This window comes from Brevibacterium epidermidis NBRC 14811 (assembly GCF_001570805.1).
GTDB classification, from domain to species: Bacteria; Actinomycetota; Actinomycetes; order Actinomycetales; family Brevibacteriaceae; genus Brevibacterium; species Brevibacterium epidermidis.
This window is the reverse complement of sequence record NZ_BCSJ01000013.1, coordinates 82,947-95,514: the sequence shown is the minus strand read 5'-3', so window position 1 is coordinate 95,514 and position 12,568 is coordinate 82,947. Positions and strand designations below refer to the sequence as shown.

The following is a 12,568-nucleotide window of genomic DNA, read 5'->3' as shown; positions in this document are numbered from 1 at the left end:
ATATGAGGTGGGAACGAAACCACGGTAGTCGCAGCATCGGGTAACCTCAAGAAGCATGAAGCACCAACGCCTCGGCACCACCGGTCTGGAAGTCAGCGATGTGGGTCTCGGGACCTTCGAGTGGGGGCACCGGGTCGATGACCAGGTCGCCCAGCGCCTCGTCGACGAGTATAAAGACGCAGGTGGCAACCTCATCGAGCTCCCCAGCTCGGCCACGATCTCCGCCGAGGTGCTCGGGCAGCTGAGACTTCCCGAAGAGATTCTGCTGCTGGCCCGAGTGGGCGTGTCCATGAGTGAACCCGACCACATCGAAGTTGGACTCGGGCGCTCCAGAATCCTCAGTCAGGTCGACTCGCTGCTGCGCACGGTGGGTCGCGATCACCTCGACGTTCTCGTCCTCGACGTCTTCGACGCGGAGGTCGACCGTGCCGAAACCGCCTCGGCGATTGAGACGCTGCTCACTCTGGGAAAGATCCGCTACGTCGGTGTGTCCCATCACACCGGTTGGCAGCTGGCGGAGATGCGCGGAGTCGGAATCCCGGTGGCCTGTGCCGTCGCCGAATACTCTCTGCTCAATCGCGAGGCAGAGGCAGAACTCGTCCCGGCCGCCGACTATGCGGGAGTCGCACTCATCGCCGGAGCCGGATTGGGCCGCGGAGTGCTCACCGACAAGTACCGGAATGCGACTCCGCAGGATTCGCGCCTGGCGGGGGAGCTGAGCGAATACGCCGGCGCCTACCTCGACGAACGGTCGAACCGCGTGCTCGCCGGCGTGCGTCGGGCAGCGACCGCTCTGGGAGTGTCGACCTTGGACATCGCCCTGGCCTTCAACCGGCAGCACGGAATCGCGAGCACCCTGGTCTCGCCCCGCACCCCGGCACAGCTGGCCGAGGTCACCGGCAGCGAGGTCGAATTGGCTGACGAGATCGCCGAGGTGCTCGACCAGATCTCATGGAGTCCGTCGGCCTAGAGCCTCGGAGAGGGGACGAGTCGGCTCCGTTTCTGGACGAAGCTCTCAGTCGTCCTCGTCATCATCGTCGAGGAGGAACTCGTCATCGTCCTTGGCGTCCTCGACATCATCGAAGAGTTCGAACGGGGTGACTTCGTCGAACGCGGTGTAGATCGCGTCTTCGTAGATTTCGAAGGCATCGGCCAAAGCCATATAAGCGGCTTCGACTCGGGGGTCTTGGTCACCGTTGCGGTGTGCGGATGCAGCGTAGTGCTCTCTCACTGCTTCGAGGAATGCGTCCAGGGCCTCACGAGGATCAGTGCTCATGACTCAAATGTATCCCAGGCAGGACCGACATGTAAGTGTTTGAACTAGGCTGAAGACATGGCAGCTCTGTACGACCACCCCACACCCGATCGTTTCATCGTCGGCACAATCGGACTTCCCGGCGAGAGGACGTTCCTCCTCCAAGCGAAGTCCGGCAATGCGCTGACCACCGTGGTCGTCGAGAAGGAGCAGGTCGAGATCCTCTCCGATCGGATCACCGAACTGCTCGACATGGTGATGATCAAGGACCCGGCCGCTCGGGTTCCGCAGACTGCTCTCGATGATCTCATCGACAATGCCGGGCTCAACGTTCCCATCGAACCGGAATTCCGCGTCGGCACGATGAGCCTGGGCTGGGACACCGTCAAACACGAACTCGTCATCGAATGCTTCGAACTCACCGAGGCGGACGCCCAGGCCGGAACCTCCGCCGATCCCGATGACGACGAGGTCGAACGCGAAGTGCTGCGCATCGTCCTCGATGCGGCCGCTGCCCGAGAATTCGCCCGCCGCGGAGAGCAGGTCGTCAGCGCCGGACGCGGAGACTGCCCGTTCTGCTCCCTCCCGCTCGAACCCGACGGCCATCTGTGCCCGCGCGCCAACGGGATCCCGCGCGCCTGATCAGTGATGGACCAAGGGATACTCCTCGACGCTTTGGAAGCGGGGGACTGGACGGAGATGGGAGCGATCCCGCGCGCCAGCAACGACACCCGCCTGCTCGTCCTCGAACACGAGGGCCGGGCGATCAAGGCCGTGTACAAACCGATCTCCGGCGAACGGCCCCTGACGGACTTCCCACTGGAGACGCTGGCCCTGCGTGAGGTCGCAGCCTTCCGGCTCTCCCACGCTCTCGACCTCGGAGTGGTCCCGCCGACGGTGCTGCGCGACGATCTGCCCGCCGGTCGCGGATCTCTGCAGGCCTACGTCGAAGCCTCCGACGATGACGAAGCGGTGACCCTGTCGACGGTCAACGCGATCCCCGTCGATCACACCCCGATCTTCGCCCTGCGCGCCGAGGATGGCCGCGATCTCGTGCTCTCCCACTCCGTCGACGAGAGCCTGCGGACAATCGCCTTCTTCGACCTCTTGGCCAACAACGCCGACCGCAAAGCCGGCCATGTCATCACTGGCAGCGTTCTGCCGAGCACTGCCTCCGCTGATATCGGCATCTTCGGCATCGACAACGGACTGACCTTCCACCACGAGGAGAAGCTGCGCACCGTACTGTGGGGTTTCTCTCGCACCTCGTTCTGTGCTGAAGAGATCGATGCTCTGCAGGAAGTAGCCGCCATGGAGGAACCGCTGCGGGCCCAATTGAGCGACTGCCTGTCAGCCGCTGAGCTGCAGGCCCTGAAATACCGGGCGAGCCGGCTTCTCGCCGCAGAATTCTTCCCCGAAGCACCCGCCGATCGCACCGTCATTCCCTGGCCGCCGATCTGAAACCGGCATCACGTCGTTTCGGAAGTGCCGATCGCCTGCCTCTCGGTTAGGCTGGGTGCCGTGAAGTCATGGCCCGAACCTCAACTGCCCCGTCTGACCAGCACCGGCAAGGTGCCCACGGTCTTCGACACGAGCACCCGCAGCCCGCGCCGACTGCGCGGATCCGAGCAGACCGCTCGACTCTACGTCTGCGGCATCACCCCGTACGATGCGACGCACCTCGGGCACGCCGCCACATATGTGGCCTTCGACCTGCTCAACCGGATCTGGCGTGACGCCGGACTCGAGGTCGTCTACGGACAGAACACCACTGATGTCGACGACCCGCTGCTGGAGAGGGCCGACGCCACTGGAGTCGACTGGCGCGAACTCGCCTCCTCCCAGATCCAGCTCTTCCGCGAGGACATGGAAGCCCTACGGGTGATCCCGCCGTCCAGCTTCATCGGCGTCGTCGAATCCGTCGACGAGATCGCTGCCGGCGTCCGCGACCTCGTGGATAAGGGAGCCGCGTACAAGCTCGACAACGGTGACGTCTACTACCGGGTCTCAACGCAGATCAACCCGCCTTTCGGCACCGTCAGCCATGATGATCGGGAGACCATGGCTGCGCTCTCGGCCGCACGCGGCGGAGACCCCGAGACCCCGGGCAAGGACAACCCCATCGACCCGCTGCTGTGGCGTGCCGAACGTGAAGACGAACCGTCCTGGGACGGGGGAGCACTGGGCCGCGGACGACCGGGCTGGCATGTCGAATGCACCGTCATCGCCGACAAGTACCTCGGCTTCCCCGTCGACGTACAGGGAGGCGGCAACGACCTCATCTTCCCGCACCACGAGATGAGCGCCGCCCATGCCGCGGCGTGGCGGGACACTCCGATGGCGAAGACCTATATGCACACCGGTATGGTCGGCCTCGACGGCGAGAAGATGAGCAAGTCCAAGGGCAACCTCGTCCTCGTTTCGAAGCTGCGCGAACGCGGAGTCGACCCCATGGCCATCCGCACCGTGATCCTGTCCAACCACTACCGCAGTGACTGGAGCTTCACCGAGGAGCAGCTCTCCATTGCCGAGGCGCGCCTCCAGGCATGGAAGCATGCGGCCAAATGCGAATCAGAATGTCGTCAGGGTCTGCGCGAGCACATCATCGGCCTGCTGCGTGAAGCACTCACCGACGACCTGGACAGCCCCCGTGCCCTGGGAATCCTCGACGAATGGGCCGAACACTACGCGGACTCCGAACCTTCGGAGACCGCAGCGCTCAGCGGCGATCGCGTCGCTGACGCCGTCGATGCCCTGCTGGGCATCCGCTTGCTGGACTGACGACCGACGGTCACCGACTGACCACCGAGTGCCGGTGGTTCAACCGAGTGCCCGAGATTCACTTATCGCGGCCGCGTTTGCGCAGATAGCGCTCGAACTCGGCCGCGATGGCGTCTCCGCTGGCCTCCGGCAGCTCGGCCGAATCGTTCTGCTTCTCCAGTGCTGTGACGAGTTCGGCCAGCCGGGGATTGAAGGAGACGAGCTCGTCGGCGCCGAGTTCCCAAGCCCGACTCTCTTCTTCAAGCACGTGGATGTCGATTTCGATGCCGACATAGCGTTCGACAGCCTTCGCCAATGCGAGCTCGGCCTTCGGCGACGGCGACTCGGCCAGATAGTCCGGCACGCCCACCCACAGATTGATCGCTCTGATTCCGCGCCACCGGCACGCGACGCTGAGGAGCCCGAGAATGCCGATGGGTCCCTCATAGCCGTTGGCGTCGATGCCGAGCTCGGACGCGAGCTCGGCGTCCTCCGTATTGGCCACCACAGGCAGAGGACGTGTATGCGGAACCTCGGCATGGAGACCGCCGAGGAGGACGACAGTATCGTCGTCACCGACGTGAGCGAGGACGAGGGAGAGGAACTCCCGCCATTTCAGACCAGGTTCGTGGCCTTGGACGACCGTGACCGGCCGTTCGCCGAGGCGGCCCCGATGCACCGCGACACCCGGCCAGGCGATCGAGGCAGTTCCTTCTTCGTCGCGGATGATCTCGGGTTCGGAGAAGCGGAACTCATAGAACCCATCTGTGTCGAGGATCTCGGAGTCGCTTAAGTCCCAGACCTCGATGAGATCCTTGACCAGCGAACTCGCCGCCTCGGAAGCATCGGCATCCTGACCTTCGAAGGCGATGAAGACGAGTGCCCCGGACCCGGATGGAAGAATACTCATGGTTCCAGACTACGCTGGGCGTATGACGAACCATGCATCAGCCGACCCTGCCGCCGTCCTCTGGGACATGGACGGAACCCTGGTCGACACCGAGCCGTATTGGATCCGTGCCGAGACCGAACTCATGAACGCCCACGGCCTGCCCTGGTCGGAAGAGCAGGGACTCGAATTCGTCGGCAACGAACTGATTGTCTCCGCCCGAATGATGCGTGAAGCCGGCCTCGACCTGCCCGCCGAGGAGATCGTCGAGACCCTCATGGGCAACGTCATCGCACAGATCCGTGAGTCAGTGCCGTTCCGCCCCGGTGCCCTGGAGCTGCTGGCCGAGCTCAAGGCCGAAGGCATCCCGAGTGTCATGGTCACGATGTCCTACCGACCCCTCGCCGAGGCAGTCATCGCCAGCTGCCCGACGGACAGCTTCGCGGGTCTCGTCTCCGGCGATGAAGTCTCCGCCGGCAAACCGGACCCCGAACCTTATCTGCGCGGAGCTGCGCTGCTCGATCTCGATCCCGCCGAATGCGTGGCACTGGAGGACTCGAAGCCGGGCCTGGCCAGCGCCGAGGCTGCCGGAACCATTGCGATCGGAATCCCGCACTTCGTCGACCTCGAACCACGTCCGGGCCGCATCCTCTGGGACACCCTCGACGGCCGCAGTGTCGCCGACCTGCGCCACCTCCGGGCTCAGCAGAGCGCCTGAGACTTAAGCCCCGACGATCTTCGTGATCTCCGGCGTCGGGGGAGCGGTGTTGCCCCAGGCCGGGCACAGCGGTTTGAAAGTGCACCAGTTGCACAGCGGCGACTTCTTCGGCCGCCACCGATCCGATTCGGCAGAGGCGATGATGTCCTTCCAGATCGCATCGATCTCGAACTGCGTCTGTTCGACCTCAGCCATCGTCGGATGAGACTTCAGCACGCTGCGCGAACCCAGATACATCAGCTGCAGGGTATGGACGAGCTCACCTGACAGTCGGTAGACGACGAGAGCGTAGAAGCCCATCTGGAACTTCGCCTCACGTCCGTACTGAGGTTTCGGCTGCTTGCCCGTCTTGTAGTCGACGAGACGCCGTTCCCCGCCCGGAGCGACGTCGACCCGGTCGATGAAGCCGCGCAGCTCAAGACCGTTGTCGAGTTTCGTACGGACGAACTTCTCTGTCTCCTCCGGTTCGAGATGCTCCGGATACTCGAGAACGAAGTACGAATCGATGAGCCGACGCGCCGATGTGAAGAACGTCTCCTTCTCCGATTCCTCCCCGAAGATCTCGAGGACATCCGGATCCTTCTCGACGAGCTCCTCCCACGCCGGCATGAGCATCGTCTGCGCGAGTTCGGCCGTGCGTTCGGCCGCAGGTGCGGTGAACAGCTTCTCGAGCACCGAGTGGACCACGGTGCCGCGGAACGCCGCCTGAGAAGGAGGCTCCGGCAGCTTGTCGATGCTGCGGAAACGGAACTTCAGAGGGCATTGGATGAAGTCGTTGGCCCGGGAGGGCGACAGACTGGTGAGCTCGGCCATAACTACACTGTAACGACCTGCACTGACACGACGTGGCGACCAGCGGTCGGAGCGTCGTCGCTGTTAGGCTGAGTAACCGACCGTCACTGGTCCGCTGACCACCACATCGACCGGAGGAACCCCTTCAATGGCCGCGAAAAACCACCAGCCCGGTGCGTCATCGGGTCTGCGCTTGGGCACTGTGCTCGGTGCACCGGTGATTCTGGCGTGGTCGTGGTTCCTCGCCGCCATCGTGATCACGATTCTCTTCACCCCGTGGCTCAATCAGGTCCGACCGGATCTGGGCATCGGGGCCTGGTTCGTGGCTTTCGCCTACGCGGTGCTTCTCTTCGCCTCCGTGTTCCTCCACGAGCTCGCTCACGGAGTCGCCGGTCAGTTCTACGGGCAGAAGGTCGCCGCGATCGAACTGAACATCTGGGGCGGGTTCACTCGGTTCGAACCGCAGATGGACAACCCGCGCGACAAGGCGGCGATGACGAGCTTCGTCATCTCCATCGTCGGCCCCATCGTCAACATCGTTCTGGCCCTGCTGGGATGGTGGTGTCTCAGCGCAGCCAGCCCCACCTCGGTGCCGTGGCTGCTGCTCATCGCCGTGACCTTCGCCAACGTCGCACTCGGTGCGATCAACCTGCTGCCGGGCATCCCACTCGACGGCGGCTGGGCGCTGCAGGCGATCATGTGGCGCATCACCGGATCCCAATTCCTCGGTACGATCGTGGCCAGCTGGGTGGGACGCATCATCGCCGTCGGCTTCATCGGGTGGGCGGTCATCACCCCGCTGCTGGCCGGCGAACGACCCGACCCGCTGCAGGTCGCCTGGATGTCGCTCATCGCGATCATGCTGTGGTTCTCCGCCGGAGATGCCGCGACCCATGCCAAACGTGCCCGGAAGATGGAGACCTACGACCTCTCGCAGGTCATCCAGCCGGCGATCGCCGCCACCTGGGACGCCGATCTGGCCGACACCCTCGACTATGCGAACACGCTCGGGAACGCGAAGGAGCGCACGCTCATCGTCGTCCTCGACCAGAAGGGGTTGCCCTATGGCCTCGTCGACCGGCACGCCGCGGCCGGTCGGCTCGCCGAGAACCTCGATGCCGTTCCCGCCGGCGAGGTCGCCCGCCCCCTGGCGGGATGGATCGGAGTGCCGAAGGACATCACGGCCCCGCATCTGCTCGAATCGCTCACGCACCGTCCCAAGGCACAGTTCAGCCTGGTCATGGACGGCAGCACCCTCGTGGGAGTCATCGACCTGCAGGAGTTCTTCGACGAACTGCTCGCGGCCTGAGCCGGTTGTGTGAGGCAATCCTCACCAGCGTAGAGTGGGATCATCATGACTCAGCCACTGCATTCCCGGCCCCCGCGCGTCCTCGACCGCGGAGAGAAGGTCCAGCTCACCGACCCCAAAGGGCGGATGCACACCTTCGTGCTCGCCCCAGGTGAGCACTTCCATACGAACAAGGGCCTCATCAGTCACGATGACATCATCGGGCGCACAGAGGGAATCATCGTCTCGAACTCCGGGGGAATCGACTTCCAGGTCTTCCGCCCCCGCTACGAAGACTTCGTCCTCTCGATGCCCCGTGGCGCCGCAGTCGTCTACCCGAAGGACTCGGGACTCATCGTCACCCTCGGCGATATCTTCCCCGGCGCCACCGTCGTCGAAGCAGGCGTCGGATCCGGTGCCCTGTCGATGGCCTTGCTGCGTGCCGTGGGCCCGGAAGGGTCCGTCCACTCGTTCGAACTGCGTGAGGAATTCGCGACGATCGCCACCGGCAACATCGCCGACTTCTTCGACGGCGAACCGGACAACTGGTCGGTCACCGTCGGCGACCTCGCCGAGACTCTGCCGCAGACCTTCGGCCCCGGCAGCGTCGACCGTGTCGTGCTCGACATGCTCACCCCCTGGAACACGCTCGACGCGGTCAGCGAAGCCCTGACACCCGGTGGAATCGTCATCGCATACGTGGCCACCGTTCCGCAGCTCTCCCGCTTCGTCGAAGCCCTGCGCGCCTCCGGCAAGTTCGCCGAACCCGAGTCCATGGAAGCCATGGTCCGCGGCTGGCATGTCGACGGACTCGCCGTTCGCCCCGACCACCGGATGATCGCCCACACCGGGTTCCTCATCATGGCGCGCCGAATGGCCGACGGCATCAGCCCTCTTGAGAAGAAGAAGCGCCCACAAGGTGCCACCGCAGCCGCCGAGGATGTCGCGGCGTGGACGGAACCCGAAGTCACCGAGGCTGCCATCGGCACCCGCACCGCACACGGGAAGAAGCTGCGAAGGGTGATGCGCGATGCCGGCAGTCGGCTGCGCGACGCGGCCGAAGGATCCGGCGAAACGCGAACCCCAGATGTCACAGACAGCCCGACTGGCACCAGCACAGGGCCGAAGGAGGATCGATGACAGAGACCACGACCGAGGTGAAGAAGCTGCGTGAGGACACTGCGTCCCTGCGCCAGCAGCTCTACACAGCGGGCAAACGCAATGAAGCACTGTCGAAGACTCTGCGTACGGCCCGTGACGAGCTGGGACGGATCAAGGAGGAGGCTCGGCGTCTGACCGAGCCGCCGAACAACTGGGGCACACTCATCGCTCTCGGCGAGAACGCAGTATCCGCCGACGTCATCGTCGGCGGTCGCCGCATGCGTGTGGCTGTCGCTCCCGAGGTGGAGCCCGAGAGCCTGCGGGCCGGAGCCGATGTGCTCCTGTCCGAAGGCCTCGTCATCATCGGCACCGGCGAGTTCCCACCCGTGGGATCGGTCGTCAACGTCCGTGAATTCGTCGACTCCCAGCGCATCCTCGTCGGAGCTCCCGGCGATGACGAACAGGTCTTCACTCTCGCCGCCGGACTCGTCGACTCGGGACTGCGCGTCGGCGATGCCGTCGTCGTCGACACCCGCACCCACTACGCGCTGCAGGTCGTCGAGAAGCCCGAGGTCTCCTCGCTGCTGCTCGAAGAGGTCCCCGACATCACCTACTCGGACATCGGCGGACTGGCCGACCAGATCGAGCAGATCAAGGACGCTGTCGAACTGCCCTTCGAACATCCCGAGCTCTACACCGAGCACGGACTCAAACCGCCCAAGGGTATCCTGCTCTACGGCCCTCCCGGCTGCGGCAAGACGCTCATCGCGAAGGCCGTGGCGAACTCCCTGGCAGATCGCACGGGCAAGGTGCGCACGAGCAAGACGTACTTCCTCAACATCAAAGGCCCGGAGCTGCTGGACAAGTACGTCGGCGAGACGGAACGTCAGCTGCGCCTGATCTTCGCCCGAGCACGGGAGAAGGCCTCGGCGGGTTTCCCCGTCGTGGTGTTCTTCGATGAGATGGAATCGCTGTTCCGCACCCGCGGCACCGGCAAGTCATCGGACGTGGAGACGACGATCGTGCCGCAGCTGCTCACCGAGATCGACGGCGTCGAACAGCTCGACAACGTCATCGTCATCGGTGCATCGAACCGCGAGGATCTCATCGACCCCGCGATCCTGCGCCCCGGCCGACTCGATGTGAAGATCCGCATCGAACGCCCCGACGCCGACGCAGCCCGGGACATCTTCGAGAAGTACCTGACCGCGGAGCTGCCCCTGCACTCGAGCGTGCTCGCCGGTCACGACACCCCCGCCGAGGCGGTCTCTGCACTCATCGACAGCTGTGTCGAATGGATGTACGCAGAGACCCCGGAGAACGAATTCGTCGAGGTCAGCTACGCCGACGGTTCGAAGGAGATCCTCCACTTCTCCGCTTTCGCCTCCGGTGCGATGATCCACAACATCGTCGACCGGGCGAAGAAGGCCGCGATCAAATCGCTGCTCGACACCGGCGAACGCGGTCTGCGCCCCGGACATTTCGAGGATGCGATCGCCGAAGAGTTCAGCGAACACGAGGACCTGCCGAACACGACGAACCCGGACGAATGGGCCCGGATCTCCGGCCGCAAGGGCGAACGCGTCACTCATCTGCGGATGATCCACTTGGACACGACCAGGGGAGCCCCGGCCGTGCCGTATGAGACAGACATCGCCGAGGTGCGACCGAACTCCGACCTCGTCTGAGCCCGGTCAGAACTCGGATAGAACGAAGAGCCCGCCGTCTCCGTCGATTGACGGAAGCGGCGGGCTCTTCGTATTGGATCGAGCGTGGGGCCGGTTGAGGCGAAAACCTCTCAGCGGCTGCGTTTCCGACGGCCGGAACCGCCTGAGACGGCCGTGGCGATGAGACGCCAGCCGACCAGGGTGATGAGGTTGAGCGAGGTCGCCACGATCATGAAGCTCACCGGTACCGAACCGGGATCGCCCCCGGCGCCCGTGACGCCGCGCAGGACGAGCCCGACGAGGACGGTGATCGCCCACACGCCAGTTCCCGTGGCCAGGGGAGCGATCGGCCGATCCCAGACAGCAGTGAGCAGCCACGCGAGGACGAGGGCCGCGACGAACGGCCACCCTGTGGTCATGAGCCCCTGCGGATCGAAATTGTGAGAATGTGTGTAATGACCGACGATCGTGAACAGAACCACGAGGATGAGGTCGACGATCAGGGCGATGGGGAGATGAGATTTCTTCGTTGCCACGTCCCCGAGTCTAGACCTTGGAGGAGAATCAGATGCTCAGAGTCAGGCGCGTCATGGGAGCCGAGACGGAGTTCGGCCTCAGCCAGCCGGGCAATCCGTGGGCGAACCCGATGCGGGACTCGGCGCGTGTCGTCGACGCCTATGCCGGTCCGCGCGGGCTGAAGTCGTCCCAGAACTTCTGGGACTTCGCCACCGAGTCCCCGCTGGCCGATGCGCGCGGATTCTTCATGAACATCGCCGATGCCGACGCTTCGCAGCTGACCCATATTCCGCAGGACGATGTCGAAGCACAGTATCTGGCGAACGTCGTCACGGAGAACGGCGCCCGCTACTACGTCGACCACGCCCACCCCGAATACTCCTCCCCGGAGGTGCTCACCCCACGCGATATCGTCACCTTCGACCGAGCAGGCGACCTCGTCGCCCTGGAATCGGTGCGAACGCTTGAGAAGAGCGCCGAACCGGTCAACCTGTACAAGAACAACACGGACTCCAAGGGAGCCTCCTACGGCACCCATGAGAACTACCTCGTCGACCGGTCCACGGACTTCGACGACATCGTGGCAGGCCTCATTCCCTTCTTCGTCACCCGACAGATCCTGTGCGGTTCGGGACGCGTCGGCATCGGCCGTGAAGGCGAGGGCAAGGGCTTCCAGATCTCGTCCCGTGCCGACTTCTTCGAGGCCGAAGTGGGCCTCGAGACGACCCTGCGCCGCCCCATCGTCAACACCCGTGACGAACCGCACGCCGATCCTGCGAAGTACCGTCGGCTGCACGTGATCATCGGCGACGCCACCCTGGCAGAGCCCGCGACCTTCGTCCGCTTCGGCTCGACCTCCCTCGTCCTCGGACTCATCGAGGCCGGACTGGCGCCGCGGATCGAACTCGCTGATTCTCTACAGTCGCTGTGGGACGTCAGCCACGACCTGAGCCTGACCGCTCCGCTGCCGCTGACCGATGGCACGACGAAGACAGCGCTGGAGATCCAGGAAATCTTCTATTCCGCATGCCTCGAACACGCGGATCCGGACGATGCAGCGACGACCGAAGTGCTCTCCGAATGGCGTCGCTTCCTCGACGGGCTCTCGACCGACCCGAAGACACTGGCCGACTCGATCGACTGGGTCGCCAAATGGGTGCTCCTCGAGAGCTACCGGTCTCGCGAGGACATCGACTGGGACCATCCGAAGCTGGCCCTCATCGACGTCCAATACCACGATGTGCGCCCGGAGAAGGGGCTCTTCCACAAGCTCGAACGCGCCGGACGCATTCGGCGGATGACCACCGATTCCGAGGTCGAAGCCGCCGTGACCAACGCCCCCGACGGGACCCGTGCTTTCCTGCGCTCGGTGGCGGTCAGCCGCCTCGGCGAGGATCTGGTGGCCGCAAGCTGGGATTCCCTCGTGCTCAACGCGGGAGCCTTCGGTGTGGTGCGCCTGCCCATGCACGAACCGCTCAAGGGCACTCGTGAGCTGCTCGCCGATCGGGTGGAGGGAATCGAGACCGCTGAGGGCCTGCTCAAGGCACTCGGAGTGGATAGACTGACAGTGAAGAACGACTGA

13 protein-coding genes are annotated in these 12,568 nt (G+C 64.4%); 9 read left to right on the top strand and 4 right to left on the bottom strand.

What is annotated here, in order from left to right; genetic code table 11:
* The first annotated feature begins 55 nt into the window (after positions 1–55).
* Positions 56–970: an aldo/keto reductase gene (locus BEP01S_RS09555; RefSeq protein WP_062242545.1), complete on the top strand. Its 915-nt coding sequence runs from the start codon at positions 56–58 to the stop codon at positions 968–970.
* Positions 971–1,015: 45 nt separating this feature from the next.
* On the opposite strand, the gene BEP01S_RS09550 is transcribed toward BEP01S_RS09555, so the two are convergent.
* Entirely contained in the window at positions 1,016–1,276 is a 261-nt protein-coding gene (locus BEP01S_RS09550; RefSeq protein ID WP_025778383.1) for a hypothetical protein, read from the bottom strand.
* 57 nt (positions 1,277–1,333) lie between these two features.
* On the opposite strand from BEP01S_RS09550, the gene BEP01S_RS09545 reads away from it, so the two are divergent.
* Genes BEP01S_RS09545 through mshC form a run of 3 tightly spaced genes read left to right on the top strand, consistent with a single transcriptional unit; the run spans position 1,334 to position 4,036 of the window.
* Complete coding sequence (locus BEP01S_RS09545) at positions 1,334–1,897, top strand: DUF3090 family protein (RefSeq protein WP_062242543.1); 564 nt, start codon at positions 1,334–1,336, stop codon at positions 1,895–1,897.
* A 6-nt stretch (positions 1,898–1,903) separates the two neighbouring features.
* The gene (locus tag BEP01S_RS09540) at positions 1,904–2,716 is read left to right on the top strand and encodes an SCO1664 family protein (protein WP_062242541.1); all 813 of its coding nucleotides are present in this window, start codon (positions 1,904–1,906) and stop codon (positions 2,714–2,716) included.
* Positions 2,717–2,776: 60 nt separating this feature from the next.
* Positions 2,777–4,036, top strand: coding sequence for a cysteine--1-D-myo-inosityl 2-amino-2-deoxy-alpha-D-glucopyranoside ligase (mshC, locus tag BEP01S_RS09535; RefSeq protein ID WP_062242539.1), 1,260 nt, complete (start codon positions 2,777–2,779; stop codon positions 4,034–4,036).
* Positions 4,037–4,094: 58 nt separating this feature from the next.
* On the opposite strand, the gene BEP01S_RS09530 is transcribed toward mshC, so the two are convergent.
* Positions 4,095–4,925 carry a proteasome assembly chaperone family protein gene (locus tag BEP01S_RS09530; protein ID WP_062242537.1) on the bottom strand — a complete coding sequence of 277 codons (831 nt, stop codon included), beginning with the start codon at positions 4,923–4,925 and terminating at the stop codon, positions 4,095–4,097.
* 22 nt (positions 4,926–4,947) lie between these two features.
* Between BEP01S_RS09530 and BEP01S_RS09525 the strand changes: the two genes are divergently transcribed.
* On the top strand, positions 4,948–5,622 hold the full coding sequence (locus tag BEP01S_RS09525; RefSeq protein ID WP_062242535.1) for an HAD family hydrolase: 675 nt from the start codon (positions 4,948–4,950) through the stop codon (positions 5,620–5,622).
* A 3-nt stretch (positions 5,623–5,625) separates the two neighbouring features.
* Here BEP01S_RS09525 and BEP01S_RS09520 read toward each other — a convergent pair whose 3' ends face one another.
* Positions 5,626–6,435: a RecB family exonuclease gene (locus tag BEP01S_RS09520; RefSeq protein WP_039207611.1), complete on the bottom strand. Its 810-nt coding sequence runs from the start codon at positions 6,433–6,435 to the stop codon at positions 5,626–5,628.
* A 127-nt stretch (positions 6,436–6,562) separates the two neighbouring features.
* Between BEP01S_RS09520 and BEP01S_RS09515 the strand changes: the two genes are divergently transcribed.
* The 3 genes from BEP01S_RS09515 to arc are packed head-to-tail and all read left to right on the top strand — an operon-like array spanning position 6,563 to position 10,491.
* Positions 6,563–7,723, top strand: coding sequence for a site-2 protease family protein (locus BEP01S_RS09515; protein ID WP_039207614.1), 1,161 nt, complete (start codon positions 6,563–6,565; stop codon positions 7,721–7,723).
* Between the two features lie 45 nt (positions 7,724–7,768).
* Positions 7,769–8,842, top strand: coding sequence for a tRNA (adenine-N1)-methyltransferase (locus BEP01S_RS09510; protein ID WP_083532646.1), 1,074 nt, complete (start codon positions 7,769–7,771; stop codon positions 8,840–8,842).
* Entirely contained in the window at positions 8,839–10,491 is a 1,653-nt protein-coding gene (arc, locus tag BEP01S_RS09505; protein WP_062242533.1) for a proteasome ATPase, read from the top strand. The genes BEP01S_RS09510 and arc overlap by 4 nt, the downstream gene beginning before the upstream one ends.
* Before the next feature lie 110 nt (positions 10,492–10,601).
* Here the strand turns inward: arc and BEP01S_RS09500 are convergent, their stop codons facing one another.
* A complete protein-coding gene (locus BEP01S_RS09500) occupies positions 10,602–11,006 on the bottom strand; it encodes a DUF3054 domain-containing protein (RefSeq protein ID WP_062242531.1) in 405 nt (134 codons plus the stop codon).
* Between the two features lie 32 nt (positions 11,007–11,038).
* Between BEP01S_RS09500 and dop the strand changes: the two genes are divergently transcribed.
* Positions 11,039–12,568 carry a depupylase/deamidase Dop gene (gene dop / locus BEP01S_RS09495; RefSeq protein WP_062242529.1) on the top strand — a complete coding sequence of 510 codons (1,530 nt, stop codon included), beginning with the start codon at positions 11,039–11,041 and terminating at the stop codon, positions 12,566–12,568.